This window comes from Paenibacillus sp. ICGEB2008, assembly GCF_000307675.1.
In the GTDB taxonomy this organism is placed as follows: Bacteria; Bacillota; Bacilli; order Paenibacillales; family Paenibacillaceae; genus Paenibacillus; species Paenibacillus polymyxa.
Map to the genome: position 1 here is coordinate 1 of NZ_AMQU01000008.1, position 19314 is coordinate 19314.

A 19314-nucleotide genomic window follows, 5' to 3' on the forward strand; every position below is an offset into this window, starting at 1 on the left:
TCTGGATCGGCCCGGAAGCGGAAATCTCAGCCATGGGAGAGAAGCGGATAATTGAGGGTCAAGAAGAGGGGGTAATCCAGTTATTCCGACTCGTCAAAAGTATGCTGCATCTGGGGTATGGACAGCGGACGCTGGAATGGACGGTCATTACGGTTCAAGCCCAACCAGTGAATAAGTACGACGAGGTGGATCCGACCCACGCGAGTGTACACGGATTTATCGGTTCGATGGCAAAAGAATATAGCCACTGGGGGGTACGGTTAGCGGATATGGAAGCGGGAGTGGAGTGGCCATGGTCTGAGCTGCTGTCCCTGCCGCCCAATGCAGAAGGAGACGGGCTTGTGTACCGGGAAGGAGAATGGTACCGCCAGGAACTTGTCCCTGTGACGATGGAAATGGGTTATCCGACGCGCTACCGTCATGGGGGTGTGTATGTAGTCATAGGGGGAGCGGGCGGATTGGGAACCGTCTGGAGTGAATATATGATCCGTACGTATCAGGCACAGATCGTTTGGATCGGGCGGCGAGCAGAGGATGAAGCCATACGAGGCAAGCGGGAACGGTTAGCGGAGATAGGAGCCGAGCCGATGTATATCGCAGCGGATGCGATGGACGAGACTGCCTTGGGAGAAGCGTGCCGAACAGTGCGTCAGGCGTATGGAGATATCCATGGTGTGGTACACTCGGCGATCGTACTGTCAGACCGGAGTTTGGGACAGATGGAGGAGGAGGAATTTTGTAAATCGCTGCAGGCCAAGGTAGATGTGAGTGTGCATCTGGCGAGAGCATTTCAAGGAGAAGCATTGGATTTTGTATTGTTCTTCTCTTCCTTTAACGCATTCACCAAGGCAGCGGGACAAAGCAACTATGTGTCAGGCTGTACCTTTAAGGATGCATTCGCGCACCAGCTATCTGTAGAGTGGTCGTGTGAGGTGAAGGTGGTGAACGTGGGGGTATTGGGGCCAGGTCGGGGTGGGTATCGGGGGAACGATACCGCAAGCAGATGGAGCGGCTAGGGATCCAATCCATACGGACGGAAGAGGGGATGCAAATATTGGAGCAACTGGTAGCGGGACAACTGCACCAACTGGGGATCATGCGAACGACAGATCCGTTGGAAATCAAGAAAGTGAGCTGGGAGAAGCAAATTGTATGCACTCATTAACAAGGAGGACAACCATGAAGAATGGTGAGCAATTTGACATATACCGAGAACAAATAAAAGCCGTAGATAGACTTTTAATTCAGATATTACAGGCTCAGCTGCATGCTGTGGGGCTGCTGAACGCAAATCCAGAAGATGATCGTTTGTGGGTAAGATACGGATTAAAGGATTTATATAGGTTATGGATTAAAGAAAGTTTGGATATCTTTACTCGTAATCCAGCCGTTGTCTCTACCGTATCCGATATTCAAGAAGTTTGGGAGAAATGGGAACAAAGCAAACAGCATTGGACTAAAGATGCTAATTTGAGAGCCCAAGTTCTACTGGTTGAAGCTACGTTAAAAGCACTGCCAGAGATCTTAACCGGAAAAGTTCCAGCAACTGACATTATGTTTCCCAAAGGTTCCATGCACCTTGTCGAAGGTATTTACAAGAATAACAAGGTTGCTGACTATTTTAATGAAGTGCTCTCGGATCAGGTAACTGCTTTCTTGCAACACAGACTAAAGCAAGATAGAGGAACAAAAATACGTATACTGGAAATTGGTGCAGGAACAGGAGGAACAACATCAATAGTTCTCGATAAACTAAAGCCATTCCAACAATATATTGAGGAATATTGTTATACAGACATATCTAAAGCTTTTCTAAAGCATGGGGAAGGAGTTTATGGAGAACAGAATCCTTTTCTGAAATTCGAGGTTTTAAATATTGAAGAAGCTGTAACCGAGCAAGGGATTGAGATAGGTAAATATGACATTGTCATTGCGGCTAACGTATTACATGCTACCCGGAATATCCGACGAACCCTGCGCAATGCTAAGAGCTTGATCTCTAATAACGGTCTGATTCTCTTAAATGAAATTTCAGACAAATCCATCTTTACTCATCTGACCTTCGGTTTATTGGACGGATGGTGGATGTATGAAGATTCTGCGGTACGTATTCAGGGATGTCCAGGCTTATACCCAGCTCAGTGGAAAAAGTTATTGGAAATTGAAGGGTATCACCATGTTAGCTTTTCGCCAGCGGAAGAAACCCAACTTGGACAGCAGATTATTAGTGCGCAAAGTGATGGCATAATCCAGGTCACACGAGGTATGAAGCAGGACAGGAGAAGAACGTTGATTTCAAGTCAAAGTCGACCATCATCTGGTGCCTCAATACAGACCAATCTTAAATCGAATGGAATGGATATCGAAGCATATGTGAAAGAATGCATTGTCCATACATTATCAGAATCCTTAAAGGTAATGACCCACCTAATTGACCATGATGATTCGTTCTCCGATTTCGGTGTTGATTCTATTACGGGAACTCAATTGGTTCAGAGCATTAATCGCATATTGCACATCGAACTTGAAAGCACTGATCTGTTTGATTACAGCTCGGTTAATCTGCTTGCGGCATACATCTTGTCACAGTATAAGGAAGTGTTTTCACCAGCAGTCCCTTCTCGGATATCGCCTTCATCAGGCCAGAATGTACAACACTTTGTAAAAGAAACCTTGCTTCAACATTTGTCCATTACTCTTAAAGTTGAAGTTAATATGATAGATCCTGAAGAGTCCTTTTCTGATTATGGTATTGACTCTATTACGGGAGCCCAATTTATTCAAGTAATTAACGATAAGCTTGGCATTGAATTGGAAACTACTGATTTATTTGATTATAGTTCCATTCGCCAATTGTCTTCCTATATTTTGTCACAGCATCAGGATGTAGTTGTGCGGACTTGGACCAACCGTTTTCAATCTGACGCTTTGTCTCTAAAAGGAATATCCGCTAACAAAAAGACAACAAAAGCAACTGACAATGCCCGTCCACTTTCCAGCGCTGACTCTATTTTAAATAAAAAGATTTCTGAAGGAATTCCAATACAAGATAAAAAAGATGATATCGCCATAATCGGTATGAGCGGGCGCTTTGCCCAGTCGGCATCGGTTGAGGAATTGTGGGATCACTTAGTTCATGGAAACGACTTGATTCAGAAGGTATCCCGGTGGAATTTATCTGATTATTACGATCAAGGTAAAGGGTATTGTGACTATGGCAGTTTTATAGAAGATATTGACCGATTTGATCCCAGATTTTTTAACATTACAGGACTGGAAGCTGCCTACATGGACCCGCAGCAACGTATTTTTCTCGAAGAATCTTGGAAATCCTTGGAGGATGCCGGATATGCGGGTTTGGGGGTACAGGGTAAAGACTGTGGCGTTTATGTAGGTTGTGGACCTTCCGATTATACAGAATGGATCGATGATAACCCTCCAGCCCAAGCCTTTTGGGGAAACGCCAGCTCTATTCTCCCTGCCAGAATCTCTTACTACTTAGATTTGCATGGACCAGCGATTGCAGTAGATACGGCTTGTTCCAGTTCACTGGTAGCGATTCATATGGCCTGTCAGGGGCTCTGGACGAGAGAAATAGATATGGCCTTGGCCGGCGGCATATTTGTTCAGACAACCCCCAATTTTTATGTGCATTCCAATCGTGCCAATATGTTATCCCCAACTGGACGGTGCCATGCTTTTGATGATAAAGCAGATGGATTTGTGCCAGGAGAAGGAGCGGGTGTAGTTGTTCTAAAGCGTTTAGAGGAGGCTATTGCCGATGGTGACCACATATACGGTGTCATTAAAGGTACTGCGGTCAATCAGGATGGTTTTACTAATGGGATTACAGCACCAAGCGCGAAATCTCAGGAACGTTTGGAACAAACTGTATTTGACCGTTTTGGGATCCATCCAGAAAATATACAAATGGTTGAAGCGCATGGGACAGGCACACAGTTAGGTGATCCTATAGAGTATAAGGCCTTGAGCCGGGCATTTTCCAGATACACCAATAAGAAGAGCTATTGTGCATTAGGTACCATTAAATCGAATCTTGGTCATACCCAATATGCTTCTGGTGTAGCTGGAGTGCTGAAAATATTACTTTCTTTGCAGCATCGGCAAATGGTTCCTTCCCTCCATTATCAACGTGGAAACATGAATATTAAAATGGACAATAGTCCTTTCTATTTGAATACAAGTTTCAAGGAGTGGACTGTTCCTTGGAATACAAAACGTTGCGCAGCCATAAGCTCTTTTGGATTTAGCGGTACTAATGCTCATATGGTGATTGAAGAAGCCCCTGAAACAAATCGTCATTATACACCTGCTTCCAGTTATTTAGTCGTTCTCTCTGCACGGACAGAAGAACAATTACAGCAGCAAGCCCAGCAGTTAAGTGGTTATTGCCAGAAGAAGGAAGAGCTGGATTTAGGTAATATGAGTTACACCTTGTTACTCGGTCGTAAGCACCTTGATCATCGGCTGGCATGCATTGTAAGTCATACGAATGAGCTTGCCAATATACTGGATAACTGGCTGGAAACGGGAAGAACTGCGAATATGTATATTTCCTCTCTGAATGGATCTGAGTACAGGGATGATCTAAAGATAAAACAGCATGGAAATGAATGTATTAAGAAATGCATAAATGAAAATGATAAAACTCTTTTCGTTAGAAATTTGTCTACTGTAGCTGATTTGTATGTGCAGGGATATGGGTTGAATTACCACCAATTATTTGCGAATGGAGGATATTCCAGAGTTTCATTGCCTACCTATCCTTTTGGTAAGGAAAAATTTTGGATACCCCAAAAGCAGGCTACCTCAGATGTATCCACCGTTGCTCCAAACTCGTGGAAAACTAGCGTAGATGATCATCACAGATCAAAAACTCGAAAATTATCATATACAACCAAGCAATGGGGAGCAAGTCCGCTTGTCGGAAAGAGTGATATCGTTGGTACAGTTGCAATCTTGTCCACTCATGATACAGGACAGCTTGCGGCCTGTCTGGCTTCTTATTTTTCAGATGTGCGAATATTAGGTAGAGATGAAATTAAAGATGACCTGCTAATGCAGGATCACATGTGGGATAAGTATACGGGCTGTATAGATCTGATTGGGTGTGGTTATGCTCAGGAGCCAGAAGTTGAATACATTTCCTGGTTGCAAAAGCTTATTGAGTATGGGAATAGAAACAATTTGATGTTACTTTGTGTCACAAAAGACTTGGAGTCTTATCGGAATGAAAAAATCAACTTATCAGGAGCTTTAAATGTTGGTTTGTATCGTATGCTGCAAAGCGAGTATAGCTACATCCGTTCACGTCATATGGATGGACAATCTGGAATGGCTGATAGATTGTTTGCAGATCAAATTGCATGTGAATTTATGGACAACAATGAGGATACAGAAGTTTCTTACCGCGATGGACAGAGATATTTTGCATTTTTGAATGAAGTTAATGTACAGCACGATCCTGTCCATGAACGAAAATTCCCCGAAGATCATGTTTTATGGGTAACAGGGGGGACGAAAGGTCTAGGCCTACTCTGTGCGCGTCACTTTGTACAGCATTATGGTGTGAAGAAGCTGATGTTATCGGGTAGGGAACAACTGCCTCCGAAGGAGCAATGGAATTCACTTGAGGATGTTGATAGTGCAACTGCTGCAAAGATACGAGCAATACAAAGTATCGAACGCCTTGGAGTAGAAGTATTTGTCCTGTCGGTTGAGTTATCAGACTCGGAAGCCATGCGAATTACTGTGGAAACCGTCAAGCGTTTTATGGGTCCTATTGGTGGTGTCATTCATTGTGCAGGTCTGGCTGATTTAGAAAATCTGGCGTTTATAAGAAAATCTCCACAGGTGATTAGAAAGGTATTGGATCCCAAAGTGCTGGGTCTAAATGTCATGTATCAAAGTTTCAGAAACGAGCCTCTGCGCTTCTTTGTGCTATTTTCTTCAGTATCTGCCATTATTCCAGCACTTGGCGCAGGAATCAGCGACTATGCAATGGCTAATGCATATATGGATTATTTTGCTGAGTCGGTTACAGGACCGTGTTCGATAATGAGTATCCAGTGGCCTAGTTGGAGGGAAGTGGGAATGGGAGAGGTCACTAGCAAACCATATAAACAAGCGGGTTTGCTAAGTATGTCCAACGAAGAAGGACTGAATATGTTGGACAGCCTTCTGGCAGATTCCCGTTATCGAGTCATTCTTCCTGCATGGGTAAATCCGGCTATATGGGATCCTACTCAGTTAATGAGCCGTAGACTTTCGGTAACAGAGTTCGTGAAAGAGGAGAAAGGACCAGTACAGGCTCCTGTACAAAATCTAGGAAGTGGATATCTGGATAAAATTCACCTTACTGAAAAGACACAATCATGGTTGGTTTCACTTTTTGCCAGAGAGTTGAGAATTGACAAAGCTGAATTCAAACCAGATACTCCATTTCAAGAATATGGAATGGACTCGATTTTGCTAGCTCAGCTCGTTACTAGAGTGGACTATGAATTAAAAGAAGTCTCACTTGATCCGTCCATAATTTTGGAGTATCCAACTATGAAAAGTTTGACAGCCTATCTTATTGAGAACCACCCAGATATACTTGAATCTTTTTTTAACATAGAAAGCCAAGTACAGGAAGCAACAAATATGGAATGTGAGCAGAATTCTATGTTTCCCTTATTAAAAGAAAATGTAGCGTTCTTAGATGAAGGAGGAAATGATTGGGATAAAAACGATAAAATAGCTGTAATAGGAATTGATTGTCAATTTCCAGATGCCCATAATAAATATGAATTTTGGCTTAATCTAAAGAATGGTATCGATAGTATACGTGAGGCTCCCATCTCACGGGTGGGACATATTAAACAAACGGTCGCCGGAAAGGCAATTGAAAGTGTAGGCGGATTTATGGATCACATTGAGGATTTTGATCCAGATTATTTTAACATCCATCCATCTCTCGCCATACAAATTGATCCGTTACAGCGTAAAATTCTAGAATGTGGCGCAGGTGCGATTGCAGACGCTGGGTATACAAAAGAAGCTTTATGGAATAAGCAAGTTGGTGTATTTGTGGGCGCGAGAACCAATAAATATTATCAAAAGTTGAGAGGAAATGATAAAGATACCATTATCGGTGTCGGTCAAAATTTTATTGCTGCCCATTTGGCCCATGTCTATAATCTGAAAGGCCCTAATATGATAGTAGATACAGCTTGTTCCAGTTCATTAACTGCAGTACATGTAGCGGCTAAAAGCGTATTGAACGGTGAGAGTGAGATTGCGCTAGCTGGAGGGGTAGACATTATCTTGGATGGAACCATATACCAACTTCTCGGAGCTGCTAATATCATATCCCCTGAAGGGCGTTGTAAGGCATTTAGTGCCGATGCTAATGGTATTGGTGTGGGCGAAGGGTGTGGAGTAGTCATTCTAAAACGCTTGCAACAAGCCATCAAGGATAACAATAAGATCTATGGAGTCATTGATGGATCAGCGCTCAATAACGATGGTAACACCATGGGTATCACTACTCCAAACCCTGAGGCTCAGAAGGAACTTATTGAAAAGGCGATTGCAGATGCCCATATTCATCCTGAGACTATTAGCTATGTGGAAGCCCATGGAACGGGTACTCTTATCGGTGATCCTATTGAACTAAGAGCATTGACAACTGTGTTCTCAAAGTTTACAGGGAACAAACAGTTTTGCGGAATTGGTAGTGTTAAAAGTAATATCGGACACCTGATTAGCGCAGCAGGTATAGCAAGTTTTATCAAGGTTCTACTGTCCATGAGCAGTGGGGAACTGCCCGCAACACTGCATTGCAACAATCCCAATCCTCGGTTTAATTTCGATGACTCTCCGTTTTATATTGTAAAGCGCCATTCGAAGTGGACAGATATAGCAGGAGTTTTACGTGCAGGTATCAGTTCGTTTGGGCTTGGAGGGAATAATGCTCATATCATCGTAAGTAATGAGGGTGTTCCACGTGCACTTCAGGCTGTATTGAGATCAGATGATGAAGGGATTCGCTTTAACCGCCGACGTTATTGGCCAGAGCCAGACATACCGAAATCTATAAAATCAGTCACGCGGAAAGCGGAAGTATGGAAGCATAATTTTTTTGAACCCATTGAGATTTATAGGGGGGGAAACTGCAATGAGTAAAGGAGCAACTCCCAAGACCTATGCACAGCGGCTAACATATAACAATTTAATTGTACGGGATCATCAAGTGCACGAAGTACGCACGTTGCCCGGGGTGGCTTTACTGGATATGATCTATAGATTGGCAGATTGCTATTTAGGAACTCAGGCTATCGAATTACATCATGTTCTGTTCATGCAGCCTATCATCACATCCGAGTATTTTGACCAACAGATTCTAGTTACTTTCACTCCGAAAGAACGATATTGGGAAGTGAAGGTGACCAGTACAAAAGTAAAGAATGAGGAAGCTGTAGACACATCTGAGGTTATAAATATGAATTGTTTGATGTATACAACAGAGGGTATCTCCATAAACCCTTGGCCCGATATTGCGGCCTTCACGGATGAAGCCACAGAACAATGGGACATGGAGGAGATGTATGAATTGGCCCGCCGATGTGAAATTCAGCATTTCACCTTTATGAAAACATTGGGGAACGTCTACCAACGGGGGAATCAGGAAGTAATGAAGCTCCATCTAAGTGAGCTAGCGAAAAATGATGCCGATTATTTTTATGCGCATGCCGCATTGTTGGATGGGGCATCGATGGCAGGTATGTCTTTTTCCAAAAGTGGAACGCAACATTGGGTGAACCAGGATGGTTCGCCCTATATGCCTATTTCAATTGAGCGATTTTGCATTTATCAAAGGCTTCCAAGCCCCATCTATACGTATACAGAGGAACGAGAAGTTGCAGGCGGTCTACTGATCAATCCAGATATCATAACCCGAGATATCACTGTATATAGTGAGACAGGAGAAGTGGCTGTTGAATTCCTCAATTTTTCAGTTAAACGTATACGAGACATACAACTGATTCAAAAACTGATGGAACCTGCAGTTTCTGTGGCTGAGGAGAAGCATAAAGGGCAATCTGATCAACAAAAAAAACTTGTTTCGAAAGATAAATATGTGGGAGTAGAAGAAAGCGAAATCTCTTCTTTAACTACTAAAATCGCGATTGAGAAATTCTTACGGCAAGAAATTGCCAAGGTACTCAAGGTAGATGCAGATACAATAGAAGTGTGTGAAGGATTTTACGAATTAGGATTAGATTCTATTGAACTGCTCCGATTGGTTAAAATATTGGAGGAAAGAGTGGATACGATAATGTATCCCACTTTGCTATTTGAGTTTTCCACAATCGACAGCCTGACCGGATATTTACTCGAAAATCATGCTCAAGCGTTCAATGAAAATAGGGAGGACGGGGACAAATCTGATACGCCCACAGTTCAGGATGAACGTTCTCTTAAAACCTCTATTGAACGTTATTTACAAGAGGAAATTTCGAGGGTTGTTCAGGTACCTGCCAGTGAGATTGGATTACAACAAGGCTTTTATGAGCTCGGACTGGATTCCATTGATTTGTTAAAGCTGGTGAAGGTTTTAGAGGAGAAAGTAAGCCAGGCATTATACCCTACACTTTTGTTCGAGTACTCTAATATTGCAGCATTAACTGAGTTTTTATTTGAACATAGTAGGACTGAGTTCATAGATAAGAAGGAGAAGATTACAGATCTTGGAATGAAAGTTGATGTTAATCTACAGGCTGGCTTACCTCAAACGTTGCTCTTTGAACGTGTCTGGAGCCGCGAATCAATACCTGCAGCCCAATTACAGCATCCTGAATATCTTCATATCACATTGATATATAACGGAAGTGAAAATCTGTTAACTCGGCTTGAGCGGCAATCTAATAAAAAATGGAAAATATTACCTTTAAATTCAATTGAAACACTACCCACCGATCAATTTGAGGATTGTTTTGAACAAGTTTTTCATCTTATTCAGACGCATATTAAGAAATCGGAAAGTTCTGAATTTCTGATTCAGATTGTTGCTGATGTGGATAAAGACCATAAAGCGGTATATGCTCTAGAGGGTTTGATGAAAACAGCTTCCTTAGAAAATCACAAAGTTCATGGTCAAATTATTATGATTAGAAGTATGGCTACAAGGAAAACAGCGGAAATTAGAGATATTTTAATACAGGAAGCCCGTCATCTAGAAGCTGGTACCCGGAGAGTTTTGTATCCAGCCGATTCTAATGAACGTTTTGTCAATAAACTATATGAAAAAAAAATTGCAGGAAGTGGCTTCTCCCTTTAAAGAGCAAGGTGTATATGTAATTACTGGTGGTCTTGGTGGATTAGGATTTCATGTTGCTAATCATTTAGCCAGATGTAAGGCCAAGATAGCATTGATTGGAAGATCAGGATTAACCGAGCCACAGAATAATCAGATAAGCTTATTAGTTCAATTAGGAGCAGAAGTACGATATTATCAGGCTGATGTTGGTGATTTGGGTGCTGTAGAAAAGATAATGTCAAATATTCGTGATCATTGGGGTTTTATAACGGGAGTGGTTCACGCTGCTGGTGTCGTAAAAGATCAGTTTATTATCAAAAAACAAATGCATGAAGCACAGAAGGTTTTTCGACCAAAAGTTAGTGGTATTTGGAATTTGGATCAGGCAACAAAGCACGATGTGCTGGAATGTTTCGTCATTTTTTCATCTGTTTCAGCCATTACTGGAAATTTGGGACAAGCTGATTATGCGAGTGCAAATGGATGGATGGATGCATTTGCATGGGAACGGCAAAGTCGAGTAGAACAGGGAAAGCGTTTCGGACAGACGATAACGGTGAATTGGCCACTGTGGTCCGAAGGTGGTATGCGGATCAGTGAAGATATGCAGGATCTGTTGTACAAATCCGGAGGAAGCCAAGCGTTGCCTACTTCCGATGGACTTCGTATACTGGATACTGTATTGGCAAGTGGAAACACTCATACAGTGGTACTCTATGGCGATGTCCAAGATATTAAAGAGCAGATGGAATCTATTATAACGATAGATCCAGGTATTACTGTTGGATCAACGGAAATGAACGCGGATTGGGAAGATGGAACTGGAACTGGATCAGTTGTTAAGAAAAAGTGGAGTCAGGATGACGACATCGCTATAGTGGGGTTATCTGGGAAATATCCAATGGCAGATAACATAGAACAATTATATTTTAATTTAAAAGAGGGGAGGGATTGTATCTCCGATATTCCTGCTGAGCGTTGGCGGAATAACAGATTGTCTTATGATGTTACAGAGATCTATAATTACGGTGGTTTCCTGGGTCGAATTGATGAGTTTGACCCGTTATTTTTCAATATTTCAGCTGCGCAAGCAGAAATGATGGATCCCCAGGCAAGAATGTTTTTGCAGACAGCTTGGGAAGCTTGTGAAGACGCAGGGTTCTCGCTTGATAAAAGTCATCATCAATATCCTTCCACCAGTGATCAGAGTGTGGGGGTATTTGCAGGGGTGTTTTGGAATAATTATGAACTGTTTAGTGCGGAGATGACGCAGCGTGGAACGCCGTTGGCATTTGGGATTGCCGCTTCATCGATAGCTAACATGGTTTCGTATTGTCTGAATTTTCATGGGCCGTCTATAGCTGTAGATTCGATGTGTTCTTCTTCTCTAACTGCTATTCACCTAGCGTGTGAGAGCATTAGACAGGGGGAATGTGACTTTGCTGTTGCGGGTGGTGTTAATCTGGTTACTCATCCGCACAAATATCTTTTTTTGAAGCAAGCTCAATTTCTTTCGACTGACGGCAGATGCCGAAGCTTCGGTGAGGGTGGAGACGGATACGTTCCTGGCGAAGGAGTTGGAGCAATTCTTTTAACTAGTCTTTCAAAGGCAGAAAAAGAGGGTTATCCCATTTATGGAATTATTAAAGGTTCTGCAGTGAACCATGTTGGGAAAACTTCGGGGGCTACGGTGCCGGACCCTGTAGCCCAATCGGAAGTTATTTCAAACGCTATTAAGAAATCAGGGGTTGATCCTCGAACTATAGGTTATGTGGAAGCTCATGGCACAGGGACTTCATTGGGAGATCCGATAGAAATACGTGGCCTTGAGATGGCTTTTAGAAAGTGCGGGCTTAACAAACAACAGTGTGCAATAGGGTCTATTAAATCGAATATCGGACATTTAGAAGCTGCTTCGGGCATTGCAGGATTAACTAAGATTTTGCTTCAATTTAAATATAAGGAGCTATTTCCTTCACTGCATGCCAAGGAAATCAACCCCTATATTGATTTTAAAAATTCATTTTTTCAAATTCAGCAACAATATGAACCATGGGTAGCGCCAGAAACCGAAATGAACGGAAAACATTCTTCTTTACCTAGGCGTGCTGGAATAAGCTCGTTCGGCGCAAGTGGAAGCAATGCTCATCTTATTCTTGAAGAATATGTACCATCGGAAACGAAGGAAACAAGCTTTCTTTCAGGCATGGAAACGTCTATTATTATTCCACTTTCAGCAAGGAAAGAGGAAAACCTTAAGCAGATCGTGTATAATCTGTTTCAATTTCTCAAAATTCACAGCTCATCGGAGCAGGGAGCAAGCTATGAAGGACTTAGGGATCTGGCCTACACACTACAAGTTGGGCGGGAATCCATGCCTGTGAGACTTTCATTTGTTGTTTCTTCTGTGGATGAGTTGTTTCATAAGATGGAGCAATTTATTCAGGGAGAAGAGACAATGCCAGAGAGAGCATGGACTCATGACTCAGACAAGTTAGATTTTATTTTGGAGACATACATCGGTTCAGGTAACATGGAAGGTATAGCCCAGTTGTGGACAGGAGGCTTACATGTTGATTGGAACAGGTTATATGGGGAGGATAAGCCGCATCGTCTTCATCTGCCGTCATATCCTTTCACCAAGGAACGTTACTGGGTTCCACATGAGACGCTTGATCCAGCAATTGAAGGACCTTTGTTCAATTTTGCTACAACTGCAGTTACACCATTACATCCTGTATTAAGAACTCGTTCTCTGACTGTAAAACGTGAAAATATACTGGAAAACTGCTGGAATTTCACAGATCAGATAGGAATATATTAGCTAATAAAATATAACAAAAGAAGCAGCCTAGACTTTGAAGCCAGGCTGCTTTTTTTGTGTTTCTTAGGAGTCTACCCATCTGGTGAACATTGGAGTTTTTTTGTTTCCTATTCTCATAGTATTGCAAAGTTACAGAGAAGCTTTAGAATGTCTTGACTTTGTCGAAGCAGTTCATTAAAATCATAAAATAATGAAAAATGATTTGATGACGGGACCAAGTACTCCGAACCCACAAGCGCAGAGAGGAATTTCCAGGCTGTAAAAATTCCCTTGATGAGCGGACGAATGACCTCCCCGAGAACAGGCGGCGAACAATGAGGAATCTCTGCTGAGTCATGCATGGCATATGCCAAACAGCGGACCATCCTGCATAATAGCCGTACTGCGCGTTACGGGCGTTATACGTATGAGCGGAGTCAGTGTAATGCTGACGGACACTGAGTCATTTATATGCTAGTGGTCTGGGTAAACTCCGGAATGTGGGTGGTACCACGGGTGATTTGTAAACGACAATCCCTCGTCCCTGTTAATGATAACAGGGCGAGGGATTTTTTGTTTTTATAAGAAATACAATGACGGGGGGATACGTAAATGGCCTTTCAAAAACCGACGGGAACACAGGACTTGCTGCCAGGCAGTGTAGAAAAATGGCAAGTGGTCGAGGAAAAAGCTCGTGAGATTAGCCGCCGCTTTAATTACCGAGAGATTCGTACACCAATGTTCGAACAAACGAATTTGTTCGTTCGGGGCGTGGGTGAAACGACCGATGTGGTGGAAAAGGAAATGTACACTTTTGAGGATAAAGGCAAACGGAGCATGACGCTGCGTCCGGAAGGAACGGCAGGGGTTGTCCGCTCTTATGTGGAGAACAAACTGTATGGTGAACCGGATGTAACTAAGCTGTACTATATCGGCCCAATGTTCCGGTATGAGCGTCCACAAGCTGGGCGTCAGCGCCAGTTTCACCAATTTGGCATTGAAGCATTCGGGGCGATGGACCCGGCGCTGGATGCAGAAGTTATTGCTTTCGGGTATCAGTTCTGTCGTGAGCTGGGCCTGAAAGGGGTACAGGTAGAAATCAACTCTGTTGGTAATGCTGCCAGTCGTGCTGCTTATCGGCAGCATTTGGTGGACTTCCTGATGCCCATTAAGGATACGTTGACCAAGGAGAGCCAAGCGCGCATCGAGCGTAATCCGCTGCGTGTGCTGGATAGCAAAGATGATCAGGACAAATTTGGCGGAGCACCTTCGATTTTGGATAGTTTGGACGAGGAATCCAGCACGCACTTTGAGAAAGTGAAGCAAAATTTGGATGCGATGGGCGTGGAATATACAGTGAACCCGCGTTTGGTACGAGGGCTGGATTATTATACGCTGACAGCATTCGAGTTCAAAGCCGAAGGCATTGGTGCTATTGACACGATTGGTGGAGGCGGTCGCTACAACGGATTGGTTGGAGATCTGGGCGGACCGGATCAGCCAGGGATTGGTTTTGGCATTGGGCTTGAGCGAATTCAGCTGATTTTGGAGCATCAGGGTGTCAAATTGAACGAAGCCAAGCCGCTGGATATCTATATGGTGGCTTTGGGTGAGGCGGCAGAAACGGAAGTGACCAAACAACTGTTCAAGCTGCGTCAAGCTGGATTTTCCGCAGAGCGAGATTATCTGGGGCGTAAAATGAAGGCTCAGATGAAATCGGCAGATCGCTTTAAAGCAAGATATACGGCGATTCTGGGTGATGATGAGCTGGTTAAAGGTGAAATTGCACTGAAAAACATGGAAACCGGTGAGCAACGTACCGTTAAGCTGGATCAGCTGGTGGAAGAATTAGGCTAAACAACATGATGTAACATCAGTCAGGGGGAGCTTCCCTCTGGCTGTCATATAGCATTAACTACTAAACCTAACAGGAGTGTGTATTATGAAAAGGAGTCATCAATGCGGCGCATTGACTCATGCGCATATCGGAGAAACAGTTACATTGAACGGTTGGGTACAGACCCGTCGTGACTTAGGGGGCGTACTTTTTATAGATTTGCGTGACCGTAGCGGAATTGTACAAATCGTGTTTAATCCGGCCTATTCCGGTGAAGCACTGCAAATTGCGGATCGTGTTCGCAGTGAATATGTGCTTGAGGTTACTGGTACTGTTGTCAAACGTGATGCAGAAACGATCAATACGAACCTGCCTACAGGTGAAATTGAAGTGCGTGTCACTGAAATCGAAGTATTGAATGCATCCAAAACACCTCCGTTCTTCATTGAAGACGGCGTAGAAGTAGACGAGTCGCTGCGTTTGAAATACCGTTATCTGGACCTGCGTCGTCCGGAAATGCATCAGACGTTGAAACTGCGTTCCAAAGCAGCAAAAGTATTCCGCGACTTCCTGGACGGTGAAGATTTCATTGAGGTAGAAACACCAATTTTAACGAAAAGCTCCCCAGAGGGTGCACGTGACTATCTGGTGCCTAGCCGAGTGCATGAAGGCGAATTTTTTGCCTTGCCGCAATCGCCACAATTGTACAAGCAATTGCTGATGGTAGGCGGCCTGGAGCGCTACTACCAAGTGGCACGTTGTTTCCGTGATGAAGATTTGCGTGCTGACCGCCAGCCTGAATTTACGCAGATCGACATTGAGACTTCCTTCATGCAACAGGATGACTTGCTGCCTATGATGGAGCGTCTTATGGTGAAATTGTTCAAAGAAACAGTTGGGGTAGAACTGGAAACCCCGTTCCAACGGATTACACATGCAGAGGCAATGGACAAGTATGGCTCTGACAAGCCTGACCTGCGTTTTGGTCTTGAGTTGATAAATGTCAATGATATCGTGGCAACCAGTGGTGTAAAAGTATTTGCTTCCGTAATTGAAAAGGGTGGCGAAGTTAAAGTCCTTAATGCCAAAGGATGTGGCACGTGGAGCCGTAAGGATATTGATGACCTGGGTCCTTTTGCAGCACGTTATGGAGCAAAGGGCTTGGCTTGGATTCAAGTGAAAGAAGGCGAATTCAAGGGGCCTATCGTTAAATTCTTCACACCGGAAGAAATCGAAGCCTTGAAAGAGCGTACGGGAGCCGAAGAAGGCGACCTGTTGCTGTTCTCTGCGGATAATAAAAAAAGTAGTTGCTGATGTTTTGGGCGCGCTTCGTCTGAAAATTGGCCGTCATTTGGGGCTCATCGACGATAACAAATTCAAATTTGCCTGGGTCGTAGACTTCCCGCTTCTGGGCTATGACGAAGAACAAAAACGTTATGTAGCGGAGCACCATCCGTTCACTCGTCCGAAGGAAGAAGATCTGGCCCTCTTGGACACAGATCCAGGTCAAGTTCGTGCTCAGGCCTACGACATCGTGCTGAATGGCTACGAAGTGGGTGGCGGCTCGATGCGTATTTTCAAACGTGAAGTTCAGGAGAAAATGTTCAAAGCGCTCAATCTGCCGCCTGAAGAAGTGAAGGATAAATTCGGTTACCTGCTGGATGCATTTGAATACGGTACGCCTCCACATGGTGGTATTGCCTTCGGTTTTGACCGTCTTGTTATGTTGCTTGCAGGTCGTACAAATTTGCGTGAAACCATTGCATTCCCGAAAACGGCCAGCGCGACAGACCTGCTTATGGATGCACCAGCCGAAGTGGATCAAGCTCAATTGGATCAGCTTCATATTCGTCTTGCTCCGAAGCCTGTTGCACCTAAAGCTTAAAACAAGCGTTGGATTTTGCAAGTGCAAGTTGCCATCTGTTGGCATGTAAATAGATTATAAAATGCCTTGAACCCGTTACCCTTTTATGGATAATGGGTTCGTGGTTTGTATGCTGGAGTTCAAGCATAGAGTTTAAACCAGTGAGGGAGGATTACCATATGCTGCATCAATTTTCACGCACGGAACTGGCCATCGGGACGGAAGGTCTGGAGGTTATGAAAAATAGCACGGTAGCTGTATTGGGTATCGGCGGTGTCGGTTCGATTGCAGTGGAAGCGCTGGCGCGGACGGGTGTTGGACGCATTATTTTGATTGATAAGGATGTCGTAGATATTACCAATATTAATCGCCAAATTCATGCGCTGACGACAACAGTAGGTCAAAAAAAAGGCTGATCTGATGGTAGAGCGTGTGAAGCTGATTAATCCTGAATGTGAAGCAATTGCACTGAACATGTTTTATACGGAAGAAACATATGAGGAGCTATTCAAGTACGATCTGGATTATGTGCTGGATGCTTCGGATACGATTATTTACAAAGTTCATTTGATTAAAGAATGCTTGAAACGGGGAATTCCGATGATCTCCAGTATGGGTGCTGCGAATAAAATGGACCCAAGCCGTTTTCAAGTTTCCGATATTTCCAAGACAAGAATGGACCCGATTGCCCGTGTCATCCGCACCAAGCTGCGCAAAGAAGGTATTACCAAAGGCGTCAAGGTTGTATTCTCTGATGAGGAGCCAATGAAGCCGCGTGAAGAAATTATCAAAAAAATTGTACCTGCCAACGCACCTGAAATCCGGAAAGCGAAGCAACCACCTGCAAGCAATGCTTTTGTACCTCCGGTAGCAGGATTGATTATGGTCAGCGTAGCTGTCAAGGATCTGTTAGAGCACGCTGGTGTATAAGCTTGAAATGTAGCATGACAGTACATTCGTTAGATTTACAGTAGTATGTTTCAACCTAAGACCTGTAGTTCTGTGCATCACTTCTTGGTGTCACAGTAGGCTACAGCTCTTTTTGTTTTGAAAAAAGCAGCTTACTGCAAACAGATTGAACAACTTGCTGGAGGGTTTTGGTATGAAGGATGGGCTATGGTCCAGAAGTCTCGGTTTCAAGCCCGAGCATCATTGGAAAAAGGAATTAGCCGCGGGTGCCATTTCTTATTTTTCCGTTGTATATATTATTATGGTTAATGCAACCATTTTGGCAGATGCCGGGATCCCTCTTCAAGGGGCAATGCTCGGGACGTTGCTGACCTCGATGATCGGCTGTCTGCTGATGGCTTTTGGCGGAAAGTCTCCCATGGTCGTTGTACCAGGGATGGGGATTAATGCCTTTTTCACTTACACACTCGTACATTCCATGAAGCTGAGCTGGCAGGAAGCGTTGATGGTGGTTGCCGTCACAGGAGTGATATTTGCCGTTGTGGCGTTTACATCATTGTACAAGCTGATCAGTCAGGCAATTCCCCATAATTTGCAGCATGGAATTACGGTAGGTATTGGTCTATTTTTGACCTTTATCGGCCTGCAAAAAAGTGGGATCGTAATTGCGCATCAAACGACTTTTGTGGCTATTGGTCATTTCAATGATCCCAAGGTGATTACGGCCTGTGTAACGTTGCTACTCGCGATTGTATTATTTGTACGTAACGTTCAGGGCGGTTTGCTTATCAGCATTTTGGCAGGAACTGGGCTTGCATACGTACTGGGAGCTGTAGAACCAACAAGCACGGTACGAACCTCTGAAACGGTGCGACAGTATGGGCAATTGTTTGGGGAGCTTTCCTTTTCAGGTATCGCTTCGGTAGCCTTCTGGATCGCTGTTTTTTTGCTGTTACTGATTGTGTTGTTTGAGAATGTTGGAATGATTACTGCACAGACCAACATGATTGGAAGACCGGATTCTTTTAAGAATAGCTTGCGTGTATTGGCTGTGACCAATATTTTTGCTGGTATTCTGGGCAGCAGTCCCGCGGTAGCCGCTGCGGAGTCGACGGCTGGTATTGCGGCAGGCGGACGTTCAGGAATGACCCCGCTGGTAACTGCAATTTTATTCGGAGCGACATTTTTCTTTATTCCACTATTGGCTTATATTCCTGACAGTGCCATTGCGCCTGTATTAATCATTATCGGAGGCCTAATGGTACAAAATGTGCGAGAGATGGATTTCAGTGATTTTACTGAATCCTTTCCTGCATTTCTGATCATGGTGATGATGCCCTTTACTTACAGTATTGTAGACGGGATGGCATTTGGTTTTATTGCATATCCCGTAGCCAAGCTGGCAGCAGGACGGGGCAAGGAAGTGCCTGTCGCATTATATATCATTTCTGTACTGTTTGTGGCTAACTTTGTGCTTCATTCTCTGGTGTAGTAAACTCGAAGATAGGTTGTACTGTTCATACCCGCGCAGAGCGCGGGTGTTGTTGTTTGAACAAGAATGGTCAGACAGGAAGCGA

At 43.8% G+C, this 19314-nt stretch carries 7 protein-coding genes and 3 pseudogenes; all 10 read left to right on the plus strand.

What is annotated here, in order from left to right:
* Positions 1–1016, plus strand: a 1016-nt coding sequence (locus C400_RS26145; RefSeq protein ID WP_128574130.1) for an SDR family NAD(P)-dependent oxidoreductase, incomplete at its 5' end; no start/stop codon positions are given.
* Entirely contained in the window at positions 1004–1165 is a 162-nt protein-coding gene (locus C400_RS27575) for a hypothetical protein (protein ID WP_017426711.1), read from the plus strand. The genes C400_RS26145 and C400_RS27575, both read left to right, overlap by 13 nt.
* A 14-nt stretch (positions 1166–1179) precedes the next feature.
* The gene (locus tag C400_RS26150; RefSeq protein WP_017426712.1) at positions 1180–8190 is read left to right on the plus strand and encodes a beta-ketoacyl synthase N-terminal-like domain-containing protein; all 7011 of its coding nucleotides are present in this window, start codon (positions 1180–1182) and stop codon (positions 8188–8190) included.
* A pseudogene (locus C400_RS28690) lies at positions 8183–8446 on the plus strand (hypothetical protein); the annotation flags it as partial. The gene C400_RS26150 and the pseudogene C400_RS28690, both read left to right, overlap by 8 nt.
* A gap of 3 nt (positions 8447–8449) precedes the next feature.
* Entirely contained in the window at positions 8450–10345 is a 1896-nt protein-coding gene (locus tag C400_RS0108890) for a phosphopantetheine-binding protein (protein WP_332829173.1), read from the plus strand.
* Entirely contained in the window at positions 10308–13148 is a 2841-nt protein-coding gene (locus C400_RS0108895) for an SDR family NAD(P)-dependent oxidoreductase (protein WP_232795332.1), read from the plus strand. Before C400_RS0108890 ends, C400_RS0108895 begins: the two co-directional genes overlap by 38 nt.
* A gap of 591 nt (positions 13149–13739) precedes the next feature.
* Positions 13740–14984 (plus strand): histidine--tRNA ligase, encoded by a 1245-nt coding sequence (gene hisS, locus C400_RS0108905; protein ID WP_013372628.1) that lies wholly within the window; start codon positions 13740–13742, stop codon positions 14982–14984.
* Positions 14985–15069: 85 nt separating this feature from the next.
* Positions 15070–16849: pseudogene (gene aspS / locus C400_RS0108910) on the plus strand (aspartate--tRNA ligase).
* 158 nt (positions 16850–17007) lie between these two features.
* A pseudogene (locus tag C400_RS0108915) lies at positions 17008–17758 on the plus strand (tRNA threonylcarbamoyladenosine dehydratase).
* A 172-nt stretch (positions 17759–17930) separates the two neighbouring features.
* Positions 17931–19229: an NCS2 family permease gene (locus C400_RS0108920; RefSeq protein ID WP_017426714.1), complete on the plus strand. Its 1299-nt coding sequence runs from the start codon at positions 17931–17933 to the stop codon at positions 19227–19229.
* Positions 19230–19314 lie beyond the last annotated feature (85 nt).

Excerpts from the sequence above, each read along its gene's own strand:
- C400_RS0108895 (WP_232795332.1), top strand. The coding sequence starts at position 10,308 with ATGAAAAAAAAATTGCAGGAAGTGGCTTCTCCCTTTAAAGAGCAAGGT.
- hisS (WP_013372628.1), top strand. The coding sequence starts at position 13,740 with ATGGCCTTTCAAAAACCGACGGGAACACAGGACTTGCTGCCAGGCAGT.
- C400_RS26150 (WP_017426712.1), top strand. The coding sequence starts at position 1,180 with ATGAAGAATGGTGAGCAATTTGACATATACCGAGAACAAATAAAAGCC.
- C400_RS0108920 (WP_017426714.1), top strand. The coding sequence starts at position 17,931 with ATGAAGGATGGGCTATGGTCCAGAAGTCTCGGTTTCAAGCCCGAGCAT.
- C400_RS27575 (WP_017426711.1), top strand. The coding sequence starts at position 1,004 with ATGGAGCGGCTAGGGATCCAATCCATACGGACGGAAGAGGGGATGCAA.